The 18,193-nt window shown below is 64.0% G+C and carries 17 protein-coding genes and 2 tRNA genes; 13 read left to right on the forward strand and 6 right to left on the reverse strand.

The genetic code is table 11. From position 1 onward, the window contains the following. Positions 1-122: 122 nt before the first annotated feature. The 11 genes from dnaA (at position 123) to E3N86_RS16225 (ending at position 11,457) form a co-directional block, all read left to right on the forward strand. A complete protein-coding gene (dnaA, locus tag E3N86_RS16175; RefSeq protein ID WP_104100645.1) occupies positions 123-1,541 on the forward strand; it encodes a chromosomal replication initiator protein DnaA in 1,419 nt (472 codons plus the stop codon). 363 nt (positions 1,542-1,904) lie between these two features. Beyond that, positions 1,905-3,053: a DNA polymerase III subunit beta gene (gene dnaN, locus E3N86_RS16180; protein WP_104100644.1), complete on the forward strand. Its 1,149-nt coding sequence runs from the start codon at positions 1,905-1,907 to the stop codon at positions 3,051-3,053. Between the two features lie 22 nt (positions 3,054-3,075). Next, a complete protein-coding gene (gene gnd / locus E3N86_RS16185) occupies positions 3,076-3,963 on the forward strand; it encodes a phosphogluconate dehydrogenase (NAD(+)-dependent, decarboxylating) (protein WP_134512290.1) in 888 nt (295 codons plus the stop codon). A gap of 5 nt (positions 3,964-3,968) precedes the next feature. After that, complete coding sequence (gene recF / locus E3N86_RS16190; protein ID WP_134512291.1) at positions 3,969-5,156, forward strand: DNA replication/repair protein RecF; 1,188 nt, start codon at positions 3,969-3,971, stop codon at positions 5,154-5,156. After that, positions 5,149-5,637 carry a DUF721 domain-containing protein gene (locus E3N86_RS16195; RefSeq protein ID WP_233194112.1) on the forward strand — a complete coding sequence of 163 codons (489 nt, stop codon included), beginning with the start codon at positions 5,149-5,151 and terminating at the stop codon, positions 5,635-5,637. Before recF ends, E3N86_RS16195 begins: the two co-directional genes overlap by 8 nt. A gap of 121 nt (positions 5,638-5,758) precedes the next feature. Beyond that, on the forward strand, positions 5,759-7,735 hold the full coding sequence (gene gyrB / locus E3N86_RS16200; protein WP_134512292.1) for a DNA topoisomerase (ATP-hydrolyzing) subunit B: 1,977 nt from the start codon (positions 5,759-5,761) through the stop codon (positions 7,733-7,735). A 49-nt stretch (positions 7,736-7,784) separates the two neighbouring features. Beyond that, on the forward strand, positions 7,785-10,343 hold the full coding sequence (gyrA, locus tag E3N86_RS16205; protein WP_104100675.1) for a DNA gyrase subunit A: 2,559 nt from the start codon (positions 7,785-7,787) through the stop codon (positions 10,341-10,343). Continuing rightward, on the forward strand, positions 10,336-10,743 hold the full coding sequence (locus E3N86_RS16210) for a DUF3566 domain-containing protein (protein ID WP_104100639.1): 408 nt from the start codon (positions 10,336-10,338) through the stop codon (positions 10,741-10,743). Before gyrA ends, E3N86_RS16210 begins: the two co-directional genes overlap by 8 nt. A gap of 84 nt (positions 10,744-10,827) precedes the next feature. Beyond that, positions 10,828-10,901: transfer RNA gene (locus tag E3N86_RS16215), tRNA-Ile, on the forward strand. A 47-nt stretch (positions 10,902-10,948) separates the two neighbouring features. Next, a tRNA-Ala gene (locus E3N86_RS16220) sits at positions 10,949-11,021 on the forward strand. Between the two features lie 106 nt (positions 11,022-11,127). Continuing rightward, positions 11,128-11,457, forward strand: coding sequence for a hypothetical protein (locus E3N86_RS16225; protein ID WP_134512293.1), 330 nt, complete (start codon positions 11,128-11,130; stop codon positions 11,455-11,457). Between the two features lie 77 nt (positions 11,458-11,534). On the opposite strand, the gene E3N86_RS16230 is transcribed toward E3N86_RS16225, so the two are convergent. After that, entirely contained in the window at positions 11,535-12,074 is a 540-nt protein-coding gene (locus tag E3N86_RS16230) for a hypothetical protein (protein ID WP_134512294.1), read from the reverse strand. A 125-nt stretch (positions 12,075-12,199) separates the two neighbouring features. On the opposite strand from E3N86_RS16230, the gene E3N86_RS16235 reads away from it, so the two are divergent. Together E3N86_RS16235 and E3N86_RS16240 are read left to right on the forward strand one after the other, a co-directional pair. Continuing rightward, positions 12,200-12,739: a peptidylprolyl isomerase gene (locus E3N86_RS16235; RefSeq protein WP_104100636.1), complete on the forward strand. Its 540-nt coding sequence runs from the start codon at positions 12,200-12,202 to the stop codon at positions 12,737-12,739. Positions 12,740-12,751: 12 nt separating this feature from the next. Further along, positions 12,752-13,582, forward strand: coding sequence for a rhomboid family intramembrane serine protease (locus E3N86_RS16240; protein WP_104100635.1), 831 nt, complete (start codon positions 12,752-12,754; stop codon positions 13,580-13,582). 355 nt (positions 13,583-13,937) lie between these two features. Here E3N86_RS16240 and E3N86_RS16245 read toward each other — a convergent pair whose 3' ends face one another. The 5 genes from E3N86_RS16245 to E3N86_RS16265 form a co-directional block, all read right to left on the reverse strand. Next, on the reverse strand, positions 13,938-14,657 hold the full coding sequence (locus E3N86_RS16245) for a glycosyltransferase family A protein (RefSeq protein WP_134512295.1): 720 nt from the start codon (positions 14,655-14,657) through the stop codon (positions 13,938-13,940). After that, positions 14,654-16,039, reverse strand: coding sequence for a bifunctional PIG-L family deacetylase/class I SAM-dependent methyltransferase (locus E3N86_RS16250; protein WP_134512296.1), 1,386 nt, complete (start codon positions 16,037-16,039; stop codon positions 14,654-14,656). The genes E3N86_RS16245 and E3N86_RS16250 overlap by 4 nt, the downstream gene beginning before the upstream one ends. Then, on the reverse strand, positions 16,033-17,109 hold the full coding sequence (locus E3N86_RS16255) for an acyl-CoA dehydrogenase (protein ID WP_134512297.1): 1,077 nt from the start codon (positions 17,107-17,109) through the stop codon (positions 16,033-16,035). The genes E3N86_RS16250 and E3N86_RS16255 overlap by 7 nt, the downstream gene beginning before the upstream one ends. A 76-nt stretch (positions 17,110-17,185) precedes the next feature. Then, positions 17,186-17,680 (reverse strand): Dps family protein, encoded by a 495-nt coding sequence (locus E3N86_RS16260; RefSeq protein ID WP_104100631.1) that lies wholly within the window; start codon positions 17,678-17,680, stop codon positions 17,186-17,188. Positions 17,681-17,947: 267 nt separating this feature from the next. Then, positions 17,948-18,193 carry a cell division protein CrgA gene (locus E3N86_RS16265; protein WP_134512298.1) on the reverse strand — a complete coding sequence of 82 codons (246 nt, stop codon included), beginning with the start codon at positions 18,191-18,193 and terminating at the stop codon, positions 17,948-17,950.

Below are 18,193 nucleotides of genomic sequence, written 5' to 3' on the forward strand. Positions count from 1 at the left end.
ATTTGCCCACAGGCGGTGGATAACCTTGTGGATGCTTTGGCTGGATTATGCGTTCAGAGACGAGCCCAATCCTCGATCTCCGTCGTTGTAGAAGGCAACAATGAGAGAAAAGCGGAGAAACCATGGCCACCGAAGAACAGCCCATCACGGAGACCTGGCGGTCTGTCCTGACCAGCCTGGAATCCGACGACAGCATCACGCCCATGCTGTACGGCTTTCTCAACCTGGTCGAACCCAAGGGTATCGCCGCCGGCACGTTCTACCTCGAGGTCCCCAACGAGTTCACGGCCAGCATGCTCAATCAGCGCATGCGAGTGCCGCTCCTGACGGCGATGGGCCACCTGGATGAGGCGTCCGCGGTGTCCACCTTCTATGTGGTCGTCAATCCCGAGCTGGAAAAGGAATCCATCCGGCCGGTGCACGAATCGAGTTCTCCCCCCGATGTGGAAACCCCAGCCGCACCGCAATCGGTGTTCGAGAGCAGCTCGCCCGAGCGGCCCCATGACACCCGGTTGAACTCGAAGTACAGCTTCGACAACTTCGTGATCGGCCAGTCCAACCGCTTCGCACACGCCGCGGCGGTCGCGGTAGCGGAGGCGCCGGCGAAGGCCTACAACCCTCTCTTCGTCTATGGGTCGTCCGGCCTCGGTAAAACCCACCTTCTGCACGCCATCGGCCACTACGCGATGAGCCTGTACCCCGGCATCCGGGTGCGTTATGTCAGCTCAGAGGAATTCACCAACGACTTCATCAACTCGATCGCCAACAACCGTGGTTCCGCATTCCAGTCGCGTTACCGCAACATCGACATCCTGATGATCGACGACATCCAATTTCTGCAGGGCAAGGCGGAAACGCAAGAAGCCTTCTTCCACACCTTCAACACCCTGCACGATCACAACAAGCAGGTGGTCATCACGAGCGACCTCCCGCCCAAGCACCTCACCGGTTTTGAGGACCGAATGCGGTCACGCTTCGAGTGGGGCCTGATCACGGATGTCCAGGCACCCGACCTGGAAACGCGAATTGCGATCCTACGCAAGAAGGCGCAGAGCGAGAAACTGCAGGTCCCGCACGATATTCTCGAGTTTATGGCCTCGAAGGTCTCCTCGAACATCCGTGAACTCGAGGGAACCCTAATCCGGGTGACGGCCTTCGCGAGCCTCAACCGCACCCCGGTCGACATGGACCTGGTCCAGACGGTGTTGAAGGACCTGATCACCCTCGATGAGGACAACGTGATCGCGCCGGTCGATATCATCACCAACACCGCCGACTACTTCAAGCTCTCCGTAGATGACCTCTACGGGTCATCCCGGTCGCAGGCGATCGCCACGGCGCGCCAGATCGCGATGTACCTGTGCCGTGAGCTGACCAACCTCTCCTTGCCCAAGATCGGCCAATTGTTCGGCAACCGCGACCACACCACGGTGATGTACGCGAATAAAAAGATCAGCGAGCTGATGAAGGAACGCCGGTCGATCTACAACCAGGTGACCGAGCTCACGAACCGCATCAAGCAGAACCACCGTTACAAATAGCGGTATTCCTTCAGTTTTCACACCTGTGGATAACCCTGTGGAAATTGTTTACACAACTGGGCACAACCTGTAGAAACTCAGCACGTGGTTGTGCAAACTCCCCTCCTTGCCAAACCGGCACGACACCGAAGTGTGCTGGGCACTCACAGGCTGCCAACAAGTTACAAGTTTGTAGTTCCCAGTCGCGTGGCGGCATCCCACAAGTTATCCACAGTTTCCACACCGGTTAAGAAGATTAACAATTAACTTCTCTTTCTCTCCATCCGACAACCTTGAGTGCACGACGGTTGCAAAAATTTGCTCCGTGAAACACGGCTACCATTGAGGCCGTATCCAGGTCTCTAACCGAACAGGAGTGACTTCGTGAGATTTCAGGCCAACCGGGACGTCTTCAGTGAAGCCGTCTCTTTCGCTGTCAAGCTCCTTCCCCAGCGGACGACGCTGCCGATTTTGAGCGGTGTGCTGATTGAGGCGACGGCAACCGGGCTGATCCTCTCCTCGTTCGACTACGAGGTCTCCGCGCAAACCGAGATCGCCGCCGACGTCGAAGAAGTCGGCAAAGTTCTCGTCTCGGGACGACTCCTCGCCGACATCGCCAGTCGGATGCCCAACGCACCGGTGCGGTTCTCGACCAACGAATCCCGGATCACGGTCAGTTGTGGCAGTGCGAGTTTCACGTTGCTCTCCATGCCGGTTGAGGAATACCCGAGCATCCCGCAGGTCAGCGCGCAGTCCGGTCTCGTGCCCGCCGAAGAGTTCTCGGCCGCTGTCGCCCAGGTAGCCGTGGCTGCCTCCCGTGACGATGTCACCCCCGTGATCACCGGCGTACAGCTGCAAGTCACGGAAAACAGCCTCAGCCTCGTGGCCACGGACCGGTACCGTGTTGCCGTGCGCGAGATCGACTGGGATAAAGGCAGCACCACGACCACCGACACCATCACGGCCCTGGTTCCGGCCCGCACTCTGCAGGAGGTCGGCAAGACGTTCGGTCACAGCGGCACGATTTCTATCGCGATCACTCACACCGACGACCGCGAGCTCATCGCCTTCACCGCCGATAAGAAAACCGTCACCTCCCTTCTGATCAAGGGAAACTATCCACCCGTGCGGCGCCTGTTCCCCGATAACGTGGACAACTACGCGGTCATGAACACGGCGGACCTGATCGAGGCGACCCGTCGAGTGCAGCTCGTCCTCGAGCGCGAAGCAGCCCTGAGGTTCACCTTCACCGCCGACGGTCTCACCCTCGAGGCGGTCGGATCGGAGCAGGCCCAGGCATCGGAGACGATCGACGCGATCCTGTCCGGTACAGACACGATCGTTTCGTTGAAACCTCAGTTTTTGCTGGACGGCTTGGGCGCGGTGCACTCGGAATTTGTGCGAATCTCTTTCACGAAGACCGAGAATCCCAACAAGCCGGGCCCGGTTCTGATCACCAGCCAGACCTCTCGGGATCAGCCGGGCGCCGACAGCTACAAGTACCTGCTCCAGCCCAACCTGCTGTTGCGCTAGACCAATCTCGAAAGGAACAGCCATGCACATCGGCATCATCGGCCTGGGGAAAATGGGCGCGAACATGCGCGACCGTCTGCGGGCCAATGGCGTCGAGGTCACTGGTTTCGACCGGAACCCCGAGATTTCGGACGTTGCCGGCACCGCTGAGCTGATTGCCGCGCTGCCGGCTCCGCGGCTTGTTTGGGTAATGGTCCCGGCCGGTGCCGCGACGGATGCTGTGATCGCCGAATTGGCCAATGAGCTTAGCACCGGCGACCTTGTCATCGACGGTGGAAACTCGCGCTTCACCGATGACTTCGCCCATGCCGCCCTTCTGGCGGCATCGGGCGTGCATTACGTCGACGCCGGGGTTTCCGGGGGCGTGTGGGGGCTGTCCAATGGATTCGGGCTGATGGTCGGTGGCGCCGCCGAGCAGGTCGAGCGCGCCATGCCCGTCTTCGACGCTCTGCGTCCCGAGGGCCCACGCGACGAGAGTTTCGTGCATGCCGGAGCGGTCGGCGCCGGGCATTACGCGAAGATGGTGCACAACGGAATCGAATATGCCCTCATGCAGTCATACGCCGAGGGCTATGAACTGCTGGAGAAGCGCAGTGACCTGATCACCGACGTTCCCGGCGTGTTCAAGGCCTGGCAGCGCGGCACCGTGGTGCGGTCCTGGCTGCTTGAACTTCTCGTGCGAGCCCTGGACGACGACCCGGAACTTCAGAACATCGAGGGTTTCGTCGAGGACTCCGGTGAGGGCCGCTGGGCCATCGAAGAGGCCATCAATAACGCGGTACCCGTACCGACGATCAGCGCGGCCATCTTCGCGCGGTTCGTGTCCCGGCAGGACGACTCCCCCGCGATGAAGGCGGTCGCGGCCCTGCGCAATCAGTTCGGCGGCCACGCCGTCAAAACAACCGACTGACCCGAGTGCGGGTCCAACACCTTTCTCTGACCGACTTTCGCAACTATGCGCAGGTCGAGGTGCCGTTCGCGCCGGGACCCAATCTGATCGTGGGCCGGAATGGGCAGGGAAAGACCAATCTCGTCGAGGCCCTGGGATTCCTCAGTACCCTCAGTTCGCACCGGGTCTCCAACACGTCCGCCATGATCAGGGCCGGTCGCGACGCCGGCATCATCCGGGCAAAGCTCGAGTTCAACGGCCGCGAGATCCTGACCGAGGTGCAGATCAACCGCTCGGGCTTGAACCGGGCCCAAGTCAACCGGTCGGTGATCAAGACTCGAGAACTCCCACGTTTTTTCTCGAGCGTGCTCTTCTCCCCTGAAGACCTGGCGCTGGTTCGGGGTGACCCGTCCGGGCGCCGGCGATTCCTCGACCAATTGCTCGTGCTGCGCACCCCCCGGCTTAGTGGGGTTCTGGCCGACTACGACCGGGTGCTGCGCCAGCGGAATACGCTTCTGAAGTCGGCGCGGGCCTCGGGGGTGCGCACCACCCAGCTTGGAACACTCGAGATCTGGGACGATCGCCTCGTTGCTCTCGGCTCCGAGATCATCGACGAGCGGGCCGAACTCGTTCGCCTGCTCGGGCCACCCCTGGGTGCTGCGTACCGGGCGGTCGCGGGGGAAGACCATGGGCCGATGCTGGTTCCATCGCTCAGCATCCTGGGTGCAGACGAGGATGCAGCGATGGAGGCGATGGCCTCGATGGGCTCGGTTCCCACCGGTTCGGTTTCGTCAGCCTCGGTTTCGACAGGATCGACCACCGGGGATTCGTTTCGCACGGCACTGGCCGCCCTTCGTCGCAAGGAGCTCGACCGGGGTATGACCCTGGTCGGACCGCATCGGGACGACCTGGTCTTCGCGCTCAATGCACTGCCCGCCAAGGGCTATGCCAGCCATGGTGAGTCGTGGTCGTTCGCCCTCGCCCTGAAACTCGCCTCGGCGGAGCTGCTGCGCCGGGACTCGACGACGGGCGACCCGGTCCTGATCCTCGACGACGTCTTCGCCGAACTGGATCTGAGCCGCCGGAGACGTCTGGCCGCCGCCGTCACCGGTTTCGAACAGGTCCTGATCACCGCGGCGGTGCTCGAAGACGTGCCGGAAGAACTCACCGAGCACACCATCCACATCCATGCCGGGGCGGTCGTCGATGGCTGAGCCGAGCGAGGCCTCCCGGGTCTACCTGCGCTTCAAGGATGTATTCGGTGACCCAAACGCCAAGCGCAGCCGCGCCCGACGGCGTCCTGGAGCCGAAATCGGCTCGAGCGTTCCGTTCGGTGCGGGCCGGGATCCTCGAGGACTGAGCGATACGATCAACTCGCTCACGCTGCAGCTGGGTTGGAATTCACCACTGGCCCAATCGGAGCTGCTTGCTTCCTGGACCCTGCTGGCCGGCGAGGAGACGTCGAAACACTCGACCCCGGTCGGAATCGACGAGGGCGTTTTGACGGTGCAGTGCGAGTCGACGGCCTGGGCGACGCAGCTGCGCATGATGCGGGTGGAGATAATGACGCATATCGCCGTGAAGTATCCGGACGCAGGCATCGAGTCGATCCGTTTTCAAGGACCTAACGCCCCCTCTTGGAAAAAGGGTCCCAGATCAATTCCAGGGCGCGGTCCACGCGATACCTATGGGTAACTGGACAAAACAGGTCAACACGGTGCATTAAACGCCGCAGATGCCCGATTTGGCCCGCAGTGCTTGGCGTCTTTGGTAGGCTAAAGGGTCGCCCGCGCGACGGTCAGGAGCCCCATTACAGATGTCAGTTGACCCACAGATCGAGCCGGAGCACGGATACGGCGCAGACGATATCCAAGTTCTCGAGGGACTTGAAGCCGTTCGCAAACGACCCGGAATGTATATCGGGTCCACCGGACCTCGCGGTCTGCATCACCTCGTCTACGAGATCGTGGACAACTCAGTCGACGAGGCCCTCGCCGGTTATTGCGACACCATCGACATTAAGATCCTGTCGGATGGCGCGGTTCGCGTCGCCGACAACGGCCGAGGAATTCCGGTCGACATTCACAAGGCGGAGGGCCGCTCGACCGTCGAGGTCGTGCTCACCGTGCTGCACGCCGGAGGCAAGTTCGGCGGCGGAGGGTACGCGGTGTCCGGCGGTCTGCACGGCGTGGGCAGCTCGGTTGTCAACGCGCTGTCCAGCCGCCTCGAGGTGGAGGTACGCCGTCAGGGTCACGTCTGGCGCCAGAGCTTCCACGACGGCGTGCCCAACGCTCCCCTCACCATGGACGAGCCGTCGGATGCAACCGGCACCACCATCACGTTCTGGCCAAGTTCGGAGACCTTTGAGACCACGGACTTCGACTTCGAGACTCTGCGAGCCCGCTTCCAGCAGATGGGCTTCCTGAATAAGGGACTCAGCCTCACGCTCACCGACGAGCGCCCGCAGAACTTCGACGACGAGGGCACGCCGGTCACCAGGACCTTCCTCTACGAGAACGGCCTTGTCGACTACGTCGAATATCTCAACCGGGCCAAGAAAGCCGACCTGGTCAACGACGAGATCATCTCGTTCGAGTGGGAAGATCACGAACGCAAGATGGCGCTTGAAGTGGCCATGCAGTGGACCACCGCCTACACCGAGAGCGTGCACACCTACGCGAACACGATCAACACCCACGAGGGAGGCACCCACGAGGAGGGCTTCCGCGCCGCGCTCACCACCCTCGTCAACAAATACGCCCGGGAAAAGGGCATCCTGAAGGAAAAAGACGACAACCTCACCGGTGACGACGTGCGCGAGGGCCTGACCGCCGTGGTCTCGATCAAGCTCGCCGAACCGCAGTTCGAGGGACAGACGAAGACCAAGCTGGGCAACACCGAGGCGAAGTCCTTCGTGCAGAAGGTCGCCAACGACCAGCTATCCGACTGGTTCAACCGCAACCCCAACCCGGCGCGGGAAATCATCCGCAAGGCGCTTCAAGCTTCGAACGCACGGATGGCCGCCCGCAAAGCGCGAGAGACCGCCCGGCGCAAGGGACTCCTCGAGGGTGGCGGCATGCCCGGCAAGCTTAAGGACTGCCAGAGCAAGGACCCATCGCTTTCCGAGATCTTCATCGTGGAGGGTGACTCGGCCGGCGGATCCGCCGTGCAGGGCCGCAACCCCGAGTTCCAGGCGATTCTGCCCCTGCGGGGCAAGATCCTGAACGTGGAGAAGGCCCGGCTCGACCGTGCCCTCGGCAACGCCGAGGTTCAGGCCATGATCACGGCCTTCGGCGCCGGCATGGGCGAAGAGTTCAACCCCGACAAGGTGCGGTACCACAAGATCGTTTTGATGGCCGACGCCGATGTCGACGGCCAGCACATCACGACCCTGCTGCTCACATTGCTCTTCCGGTATATGCGGCCACTTATCGATCTCGGATATGTCTACCTGGCCCAGCCGCCGTTGTACCGCCTCAAATGGGCGAACTCGGCACACGAGTACGTCTACTCCGACCGAGAGCGCGACGCGCTCCTCGAAGACGGAGCCGCGGCCGGCAAGCGCATTCCGAAGGACAACGGGATCCAGCGCTACAAGGGTCTGGGCGAGATGGACTACAAGGAGCTGTGGGAAACCACGATGGCACCCGAGTCCCGCACTCTGCTGCAGGTCACCCTCGACGATGCTGCCGCCGCCGACGAAATCTTCTCCACTTTGATGGGCGAAGACGTCGAGTCCCGCCGTAACTTCATCCAGAAGAACGCGAAGGACGTGCGTTTCCTTGACATCTGACCACTCCAACACCGGCGGCACCTCGGGCGAGGGCCCCGACGGGACCGACATGGACGCCGCGTCCGTGGCAGCAGACACCGCGGCCAAGGCTGCGCACCTCGTGCAGCACGGCAAGATCGATCAGGTCGACCTGCAGCTGGAAATGCAACGCTCCTACCTCGACTACGCGATGAGCGTCATCGTCGGGCGCGCGCTGCCCGACGTGCGCGACGGCATGAAGCCCGTGCACCGTCGCGTCATCTACGCCATGTTCGACGGCGGCTACCGTCCGGACAAGGCGTTCTCCAAGTGTGCTCGCGTGGTGGGCGACGTGATGGGGCAGTTTCACCCCCACGGTGACTCCTCGATCTACGACGCGCTCGTGCGCCTCGTGCAGCCTTGGAGCCTTCGTTATCCGCTGGCCCTCGGGCAAGGCAACTTCGGCTCCCCCGGCAACGACGGCGCCGCAGCCCCACGGTACACCGAAACAAAGATGGCCCCGCTCGCTCTCGAGATGGTGCGCGACATCGACGAGGACACCGTCGATTTCCAGGACAACTACGACGGCCGCACACTCGAGCCCACCGTATTGCCCTCCCGCTTCCCTAACCTGCTGGTCAACGGCTCGGTCGGCATCGCCGTGGGTATGGCCACAAACATCCCGCCGCACAACCTGCGCGAGGTGGCGGCCGGCGCCCTGTGGTACCTGCAGAACCCCGACGCGACCCGCGATGAACTGCTCGAAGCGCTGATCCAGCGCATCAAGGGCCCCGACTTCCCCACCGGCGCTCAGATCCTCGGCATCAAGGGCATCCAGGATGCCTATCGCACCGGCCGTGGTTCCATCACCATGCGTGCCGTGGTGAGCATCGAGGAGCTCCAGGGTCGCACCTGCCTGGTGATCACCGAGCTGCCCTACCAGGTCAACCCAGACAACCTCGCGATCAAGATCGCCGACCTGGTCAAGGACGGCAAGATCGGCGGCATCGCCGACATCCGTGACGAAACCAGTGGCCGCACGGGCCAGCGCCTTGTGATCGTTCTCAAGCGCGACGCGGTGGCGAAGGTCGTGCTGAACAACCTCTACAAGCACACCCAGCTGCAGGAGAACTTCGGCGCGAACATGTTGGCCATCGTCGACGGGGTGCCGCGCACCCTGTCCCTCGACGGCTTCATTAACGCGTGGGTCGCCCATCAGGTCGAGGTCATCGTGCGGCGCACCCAGTTCCGCCTGAAGAAAGCCGAAGCGGATGCGCACATCCTGCGCGGCTATCTCAAGGCCCTCGACGCCCTCGACGAGGTGATCGCCCTCATCCGTCGCTCCCCCACCGTCGACGACGCTCGTACCGGCCTGATGGAACTGCTGGACGTGGACAAGCTCCAGGCCGATGCGATCCTGACCATGCAGCTGCGACGTCTAGCTGCTCTGGAACGTCAGAAGATCATCGATCAGGCTGCCGAGTTGGAACTGCAGATCGTGGAGTTCCAGTCAATCTTGGCCAGCCCGGAGCGTCAGCGCACCATCATCAGCGATGAGCTCACCGAGATCACCGACAAGTTCGGCGACGACCGGCGCACCGAGATCATGTTCGGCTTCGACGGTGACATGTCGATCGAGGACCTCATCCCCGAAGAGGAGATGGTGGTCACGGTTACCCGCGGCGGCTACATCAAGCGCACGCGCAGTGACAATTACCGCAATCAGCACCGCGGCGGCAGGGGTGTCAAGGGAGCCCAGCTGCGGGCGGACGACGTGGTCGAGCACTTCTTCGTCACGACCACGCACCACTGGCTGCTGTTCTTCACGAACACCGGACGCGTCTACCGGGCCAAGGCCTACGAAGCGCAGGAATCCGGTCGGGACGCGAAGGGCCAGCACGTCGCCAACCTACTGGCGCTGCAGCCGGGTGAGGAGATCGCGCAGATCCTGGACATTCGCGACTACGGCGTGGCCCAGTACCTGACGCTTGCGACCCGCGACGGCCTGATTAAGAAGACCGAGCTGCGCGAATACGACACGAACCGCACGGGCGGCATCATCGCGATCAAGCTGCGCGAGGGCGACGAACTTGTCTCGGCCCTGCTGGTCGAAAACGACTCCGACCTGCTGCTCGTCTCCAAAAAAGGAATGTCGATCCGGTTCACGGCGTCGGATGAGGCGTTGCGCCCGATGGGACGCAGCACCTCCGGCGTCATCGGAATGCACTTTCGCGGCGAGGACAGCCTGCTGGACGCATCCGTGGTCTCGGGCGACGGCTATGTGTTCGTCGTGACCGAGGGCGGTTACGCCAAGCGCACCGCAGCCGACCAGTACCGCCTCCAGAACCGAGGCGGCCTGGGCATCAAGGTGGCCAAGCTCAACGACGACCGTGGCGACCTGGTGGGTTCGTTGATCGTCGACGAGGAAGACGAGGTGCTCGTGGTACTTGCCAGCGGCAAGGTGGTACGCTCTGACGTCTCCGAAGTCCCGGCCAAGGGACGGGACACAATGGGCGTTGTTTTCGCTAAGTTTGCGGATGAAGACAGAATCATCGCCATTGCGAAAAACACCGAGCGCAATCTGGTGGCCGAGATTCTCGCGGCCGAACCGGAAAACGCCTTGGGAGAGGAAGAACCTGTAAATGAGTAGTGTCGCCGAAAAGCTCGCCAAGAAATCCAGCCGCAAGCCGGCCGCGACCAAGCAGGTGCGGCTCAAGCTCGTCTACGTGGATTTCTGGTCGGCTGTCAAACTGTCTTTCCTGATCGCTCTGTGCCTGGGCATCGTCACGATCGTGGCCACGTTCCTGATCTTTACGATCCTGAACGGAACGGGCATCTTCGGCAAGGTCGATGACCTCTACACCGATATCGCCGGCGCCTCGTCCGATCTGGCCAGTATCCTGTCCATCGGGAACGTGATGGGCTTCGCCTTCGTCGTGGCCATCTTGAACACGGTCGTCATCACTGCGCTGGGAGCCGTGTACGCGGTTCTGTACAACCTGAGTGTGAAAATCACCGGCGGCTTGCTCGTCGGATTCACCAACAACTAGTCGTCGGATGTTGCCGGTCGGGTCGCTTTGCGGCTCGATTGGGACAATCCCGCCGAATCGGGTAGTCTCAAACCTGCCCATTAGGGGGATATAGCTCAGTTGGTTAGAGCGCTTCGCTGATAACGAAGAGGTCCCAGGTTCAAATCCCGGTATCCCCACGCAAGAAAAGTTTTGACACCGCGGCATGCAATCCCCGTGATCATGCGGGGCCATAGCTCAATTGGTAGAGCGCCTGCTTTGCAAGCAGGAGGTCCGGGGTTCGATTCCCCGTGGCTCCACAAGGAAGAACGCCCGGCCCCTTTCTTTGGGGCCGGGCGTTCTCCATTTATCGGCCCTCAGTCACTTTCGCACAGCTTCACCCTGCGATTTGGTACGGTGAGGCGCATGTCAGCCAGCAACCGCCCCGCACCAGCCGCCGCAATGCCGCCCTCCCGGCCCACGGCTGACAGGCTCGCGATCACGGCCCTCCGGATGGGCATTGTGGCCTTCGCCGGCGGCTGGCTCCCGGTTCTCGGCCTGTTGCTCGCGATCGTAGGGAGTGTGCTCGGCATTATCGCGCTGCGGCGCTCGAATCGCCGGGAGCTGGCACAGATCGGGCTGATCCTCTCGATCGTCGCTGCGCTGTTCAATGTGGTCATCGACGTGATTGTCGTCATGTCGATTCTGACGCAGCTCGAAGAACTCGAGGGTGCCTCGACGACTCTTCTCGGCTGAGCCGGCAACCCGAAAAAAAAGGGGAGGGCCCGCATCCCCTGGATGCGGGCCCTCCCCTGGTATTGCGGTGCTGCGGTCTACTCTTCGACTGATGTGGCGGCGGCGGGATCATCTTCAGCGACCCACAGCTCGTCGTCGGCGCGGAAGGTCTGCCAGACGGCGTAGGCGACGCCTGCGGCGGCGGCCAGGGCAACGCCGAGTGCGATGTAGGTGCCGGCGCCAGGACCCTTGTTCTCTAGCACGACAGGCTTCTGGAACCGCACGCGGTTCAGTGCCGCACGAACGCGGGCGTCGCGGGCAACGTCCCCGACGCTCATCACCGAGCCGATGGCCGTGCCGATTCCGCTGCCGATTCCGGGCAACACCCGGTCGATGACCTGGTGGCGAACACCTTCGGCGAGATCCTGAGTGGCCTGCACTCCAGGGCGCAAAAGGTGCTCATAGCTTTCACGCACGCGCGGAGCTACTTCTTCACGGGTGAGGATGCCGGCCTGGCGGCTGGCCTCCCTTGCAATGGCGTTGGCACGCTCGAGCACTTCCTGCTGGTTGTTCCATAATTCGTCTGCGCTCTTACGCAGCCGAGTAAGTTCCTTGCGGCGCTTGCGTGACAGGCTCATCTGGACCCTCCATCGATGTCATGTGGCGAACACTGTCCATCTTGCCACGCAATCGTCTGGGAGGGCTCTGGGTGGAGCCGGTGTTGATCGGAATCCACTAATCCGGCTGTGCAAGAATTGATTCCATGTCTAAGCACACCGCCGTCGCAACGCTCAATACCACCCTCGGACCGATCAAGGTCAACCTCTTCGGCAATCACGCGCCGAAGACCGTCAAGAACTTCGTCGGTCTCGCAACCGGCGAGATCGAGTGGAAGCACCCCGCCACCGGTCAAACCTCCAACGCACCTCTCTACGACGGTACGGTCTTCCACCGCATCATCAAGGACTTCATGATCCAGGCCGGCGACCCGCTCGGCCAGGGCACCGGTGGACCGGGCTACCAGTTCGACGATGAAATCAACTCGGACCTCGACTTCACACAGCCGTACGTGCTCGCAATGGCGAACGCCGGTATCCAGGGTGGACGCGGAACCAACGGTTCGCAGTTCTTCATCACCGTCGTGCCGACGACTTGGCTGCAGGGCAAGCACACCATCTTCGGTGCCGTCGAAGACGAGGAGTCCCGTGCGATCGTCGCCAAGCTCGCGACCGTGCCCACCGACGGCCGCGACCGTCCGCAGACCGAAGTCGTCATCGAGAGCGTCACCGTCGAGCAGGTCTAGGCTCCGCCTACGATGACAGGCCTGCCCGGAACCGCCGCTAACTTCTGCTACCGGCATCCGGGCAGGCAGAGTTACATCCTCTGCCAGCGCTGCGGCCGCACAATCTGCCCTGACTGCCAGACTCAGGGCGCCGTCGGCGTGATCTGCCCCGAGTGCATGAACGAACAGCGCAGGAATGCCCCGCGCACCAAGCCGGCCATCCTGACCCGGCTGAAGAGCACCTCGCACCCGGTGACCACAGTGATCATCGGCGTCACACTGGCGATATACCTGCTGCAGTTCATCCTGGGTGCTGGTTTCACCAGCCTCCTCTGGTACGCGGGCGTTTACTCCTCTCCCGGGAGCTTTGAGCCCTGGCGCATGCTGACGAGCGTGCTCGTGCACGGCTCCATCTTCCACGTACTGCTGAACATGTACACGCTCTGGATCTTCGGTCAGATCCTTGAGGGAATGCTCGGTCGTGGCCGTTTCCTCGCCCTGTACGTGCTGAGCGGCCTCGCCGGATCCCTGGGCGTCCTGTTCCTGTCCGACCCCCGGATTCCCGTTGTCGGCGCCTCCGGCGCCATCTTCGGCCTGATGGGCGCGTTCCTGATCATCCAGCGACGCCTGGGCGGCAACGCGACCCAGCTTTTGATCCTGGTCGGCATCAACCTGGTGATCGGATTCCTACCGGGGCTGAATGTGGCCTGGCAGGCGCACGTGGGCGGTCTGATCGCTGGTGCGGTGGTCGGGCTGATCTTCGTGCAGACCCGCCGCATCAAGCAGCAGCGGCTGCAGACCGTGCTGATAACGACTTTCGGGGCGTTTCTGGTGGTCGTCAGCGGTGCGATGTTCCTGACCTAGCTCGCCGAGTGAGCCCCGGTTGCCCGGGGCAATGTGGGTTCGCGGAGGGTGGCGGAGAAGGTTGTTCCCGATACCGACGCAGGCGCGCAGGGGACCGCGGGGCGGGCGGTACGTGCGGCCCAACCGCCGTGTCTGTCGAGCCCGAGGCCTGCAGCTACTCTGCCCGAACGAATTCGACGGAGATTCTTCGCTAAACAGCCCGTTTGGGCTGAGGAACAGGTGTTGGACCCAGAATCTCCGTCGAATTGGTTCGACGCCGGGCACGGCGCTCCGCCGGGGATGAACGCGTGCCCGCAGTGCGGTCAGCCCGCGACCTTCCGGGAGCGACACAACCAAACGATGAGGACTCACTCCCCTAGGAAGTGGCTTCGGCCGCCTGATCACGCAGATAGCCGGCGAATCCTTCTGGAGTGCGCCCGGCGAGGCGACCGGAGGTAACAACGGGGATCAGTTCGGTGCGAATCTCGCTCACCCTGAGACCACGCAGGGCGGAGACCAGCCGCACGTCCTCATGCCCGTCGACGCGCGCGAATTCTCCGGCGTGCAAATACCGGTCGGCGCGCACTCCGAGGTTCGCACCGTGCACATAGGTGTGGCCCTCGACCAGGCGGTGCTGGGCGTCCCACCGTTCCCTGCCTCCGTCGGACAACCCCTCGTCGGGAACCACGGTTCCCAGGACGAGATCGATGGAGTTGCGGGCGAATGCGAGCTGAACGGTCAGCCAGTTCGGCGGCACAGCGGAGTCGGCATCCGTCGTCGCGATCCACGTCGCCGAGGTGAACCGGTCAGAGGTCGGCACAAGGTGCCGCACCCCGGCGCGGCGGGCAACGCCGACGGCGCCACCGTTCGTCTGGATGCTCGCGAATATCGGCCACTCCGAGGCGACGTCGGCTGTACCATCGCTGCACCGGTCGAGCACGACCACGACGTCGATGACCGGCGGCGCCTGACCGGCCACCCCGCCGACCTCTCCGACGGCCACGGCCAATGCCGACAGGCATCTCGGCAGGAGCTCCTCCTCATTGCGGGCCGGTACCACGACGATGATTCTGTCGATCGCGCCGCGGCCGCTCACGGAACCAGGCCTTCATGTTGTGCGACCGAGCGAGCCGGCGCGGCTTCGAACACCTCGAGCAGGAAGTCGCGTTCCCGATGCTCAACCGTGCGCTCGAACCCGGCCAGCCTGCCGAGCTCTGCGTGCACCTGGTCGCCGGTCAGTGGATATTCCGGCACCGGATGCCGCCAGTGGCAGGCCACGAGCACACCACCGGCAGCAAGGCTATCGCGGCATCGCCCGAGAACCGCTCGCAATTCCTCCGCCGAGAAGTAGTACCCGACCTCGGAGAACACGATGAGATCGAAGGAGCCCTCCGGCCAGTCGGTGGGCAGGGTGAGCCGTGCGAAAGTGACGCTGGGGCGTGATACCAGCCGGGCGCGGGCGACTTGGAGCGGCTGCTCGGCGATGTCGACCGCGGCGACAGTGTCGCACCGGTCGGCAAGACCAGCCGTCAGCATGCCGATCGAGCAGCCCAGTTCCAGCGCCGCTCGGTAGCGTTTCCGAGGCAGCGCCGACAGGGTCAGTGACCGCTTGCGCTCCTCGTACCAGCGAGTTTCGAAACTCCACGGGTCACGGTTCCCGGCGTAGAACTCCTCGAAGAAATCCCCGGCCAGACTCGCTCTATTCCCCGACCTTTTCTCAGTTTCGATCTCGATGAAAATCTCATACTCGCGTTCGAAGTGCGCACCGAAGGCCGCCTGGATGATCGCTTCGTCGCCGGGCAGCTCGGACAGCGGCTGCACCTGACTGATGTGCAGAGCCATTGCCCTAGATTTACGCCGACGGTCTTCGGGCGCCAGGTCAAGGGTTCGCAGCACGCCGTCCGACCAGATCGGGTCCCCCGGGGTGGACCAGTGCCAGGCCCAAATCGGGTATTCGAAGAGGCTGACACCTCGGCCGCGGGCCGCGTGGCGGGCGGCCTCGGCCGCCGCCGCATGGTCAGGATGGCCGTCCAGGCTCCAGGGGGCGACCAACCAGGTTCCCGGCCCGCCGGCCCCGAGTTCGACGGAAATCGCCCGGGACGCCTCCTCCGGGCGCTCGGCGAGGGATCCGTCGGGGAGCTCGACCAGGCGCACCAGGGCCGTGGGCGCCAGGGCGGTGACGGCAGCCGTCACCTCAACCCGGCGCAATTCCGCAAGCCGCCCGGGGTCGTGCGTACGGGACCGGGGATGGGAGGCCTCACCATTGGTGAGCACCACAACCGTCACCGGAACTCCGGCTCCCCCGGCCCGGGCGATCAGCCCGCCGGCACCGAGCGTTTCGTCGTCGGGATGCGACGCGACCACGACGAGTCGGCGCAATCCGTCGATGCGCAGTGCCTGCACGCCGGCCGCATCACCGTGCACCGCCGTCCACACGGTTTCGGCCGTGCCAGCATCCGTGTGACTGAAGCTCACCACGGGGATACCCCGGCGTCCCGTAGTCGGCGGCCGAGCGCCGCGTCGTCCCGTTCGGCGTGGTGCTGGCGAACGTAGAGCTGCAGATCGGCGATGCGCCCGGCGTGCCGAGCGTCGAAGGCGAGCGGCGCGGGGCCGAGCGCGTGGCCCGTGCGGGTGATCACCTCGTCGACCGTGCGCGCGACCTGGCCGCGCACCCGCGCTGCCAGGAGTGCGCCCTGGTCGCCGACGGCGTCCCCGGCGTCGATCGCCGCCGCGGCGGCAGCCAGGGAGGTCCCGGCGGCGGTCAGTGCGAGGTCGAGGGCGCCCAGGTGCGCGAGCGCGATCTGATCGGGCTCTCGCTCGAGTACGGACTCCCAGACCCGCCTGGCCAGACCCACGGCGCCACCCCACCAGCAGGCCGCGACGCCGATCCCGCCCCAGGCGAAGCCCGGTCTGCGGAGGTACCAGCCGTCGTCGCCGACCGGCCGGGCCATAGTGCCTCGGAACTCGACCGGTCCGCTCGGCACGGCGGGGAGCCCTCGGCTCACCCAGGCGTCCGTGCGGACGGTGATGCCGGGGTCGGCCAGGTCGACCACGAACAGCCGCTGGGTGGTGGCCGCGGTGTTCGCCGTGACCAGGGCGTGGCTGAGCGAGCCGGCGAGCGAGCACCAGGGTTTCGTGCCGTCGAGACGCCACCGTGCGCCGCCGACCGGTCTCGCCTCGAGACGAGACCCCGCGGCCTCGGCGGCGAAGACGCCCCAGCTCGGTTCCGGGCTGCCCCCCGCGACGAGCCCGGCCGGATGCAGGGCGGCCTGGTCGAGGATGGCGAGGGCGTCCAGGTGCGCCTCGGCTACCCGCGCGGCCGTGAGGTCCGCGGCGGCCAGGGAAGCCAGGGTTTCAAGCAGGCGCAGCGTTCGCCCTGACCCTGGTCGGGGAACGGAGCCGCCGAGCGCGCGGGAGAGCTCCAGGGCCCGCCCCGCGTCTCCGTTCACTGCGAAGGCAGCCGTTGCGGCGTCGCGCAGGCTGGACTCCGCCGTGCGTTTCCCGGGCACGGTCAGCCAGGTCGGTCCCGGACTTTCTATCCTCGTCAAACCGACCTCCTGGTTTGGTACCGACCACACCAGGCTCCGTGTGCAGGTGCGTGAAACAGGAGGCGCAGCTTCCGTCTCAGGCCCTGCCGGCTGGCCTGGTCGGGGCCTTGGCCGGCGCCTTGCGCGGGGTGCGGTTCTCGGCGCTGACCATCCAGGCGTACTGTTCCAGCTTCTCGATAAAGCCGTGCAGGATGTCGGCGCTCGTCGGGTCTTCCTCGTCGACCGCGTCGTGAACGGCACGGATGTTGTCGACCGCCGCGTCGAGGCGTTCGGTGACCAGGCCGACGGTCTCCGAGGTGTCCACCTCTCCGGCGGGGAACTTGGGCAGGTGGGTGGTCGCCGTGACCGTCTCGCTTCGGCCGTCCGGCAGGGCGTCGAGCGCGCGCATCCGCTCGGCCAGCTGGTCGGTGAATAGTCGGGCATCGTCGATGATCTCGTCGAGCTGGAGGTGCAGGTCCCGGAAGTTCTTGCCCACGACGCTCCAGTGCGCCTGCTTGCCTTGCACGTGCAGCTCGATCAGGTCGACGAGAACGGACTGAAGGTTGGAGCCGAGTTCTGCTGATGCTTTCATGAGTTACGCCTCTTCTCACACAGCGGAAACACGTCTCGACCGCGTCTCGGCCGGTGCCCCCGCTTGGTTTCACACAGCACCTTAGCAGGTGCACAATGTGAGACACAGTGCCGGGATTCAGCGAGCGGTTCGGCCGCGGTCGCCTCCCGGAAAAGTTATCCACAGGTTTGTCCACATGGGGATAATTACACCGTTGTCATTATCCCGTCGCGGGGGTGCGGGACGGGGTCTCGACAGGTGTGACAACCGGGCCGGATAAGGGCGGGATCAGCGCCAGCGGGTGGTCATCAGGAAGCCGACGAAGGCGATCCCGAAACCGACCAGAATGTTCCACGACCCGAAACCAGCGACGGGCAGCGTTCCCTGGCTCACGTAGAAGACGATGATCCAGGCCAGCCCGATGAGCATGAAACCGAACATCACCGGCTTGAACCACACGGCGTTCGGACCGGCCTCGCCGGAGCGGGCGACCTCGGTGCGGGCGGGCTTGCTGCGGGGATTCGCGCGTGACAT

The organism is Cryobacterium sp. Hz7, assembly GCF_004402815.1.
Classification (GTDB): domain Bacteria; phylum Actinomycetota; class Actinomycetes; order Actinomycetales; family Microbacteriaceae; genus Cryobacterium; species Cryobacterium sandaracinum.

What these genes read in the sequence shown, in the direction of transcription:
- gnd (WP_134512290.1), top strand. Translation starts at nt 3,076, where the DNA reads ATGCACATCGGCATCATCGGCCTGGGGAAAATGGGCGCGAACATGCGC.
- E3N86_RS16260 (WP_104100631.1), bottom strand. Translation starts at nt 17,680, where the DNA reads ATGAAAGCATCAGCAGAACTCGGCTCCAACCTTCAGTCCGTTCTCGTC.
- E3N86_RS16230 (WP_134512294.1), bottom strand. Translation starts at nt 12,074, where the DNA reads ATGAGCCTGTCACGCAAGCGCCGCAAGGAACTTACTCGGCTGCGTAAG.
- E3N86_RS16225 (WP_134512293.1), top strand. Translation starts at nt 11,128, where the DNA reads ATGTCAGCCAGCAACCGCCCCGCACCAGCCGCCGCAATGCCGCCCTCC.
- gyrA (WP_104100675.1), top strand. Translation starts at nt 7,785, where the DNA reads ATGGACGCCGCGTCCGTGGCAGCAGACACCGCGGCCAAGGCTGCGCAC.
- dnaA (WP_104100645.1), top strand. Translation starts at nt 123, where the DNA reads ATGGCCACCGAAGAACAGCCCATCACGGAGACCTGGCGGTCTGTCCTG.
- E3N86_RS16210 (WP_104100639.1), top strand. Translation starts at nt 10,336, where the DNA reads ATGAGTAGTGTCGCCGAAAAGCTCGCCAAGAAATCCAGCCGCAAGCCG.
- E3N86_RS16235 (WP_104100636.1), top strand. Translation starts at nt 12,200, where the DNA reads ATGTCTAAGCACACCGCCGTCGCAACGCTCAATACCACCCTCGGACCG.
- gyrB (WP_134512292.1), top strand. Translation starts at nt 5,759, where the DNA reads ATGTCAGTTGACCCACAGATCGAGCCGGAGCACGGATACGGCGCAGAC.
- E3N86_RS16195 (WP_233194112.1), top strand. Translation starts at nt 5,149, where the DNA reads ATGGCTGAGCCGAGCGAGGCCTCCCGGGTCTACCTGCGCTTCAAGGAT.
- E3N86_RS16265 (WP_134512298.1), bottom strand. Translation starts at nt 18,193, where the DNA reads ATGTCACGCGCGAATCCCCGCAGCAAGCCCGCCCGCACCGAGGTCGCC.
- E3N86_RS16240 (WP_104100635.1), top strand. Translation starts at nt 12,752, where the DNA reads ATGACAGGCCTGCCCGGAACCGCCGCTAACTTCTGCTACCGGCATCCG.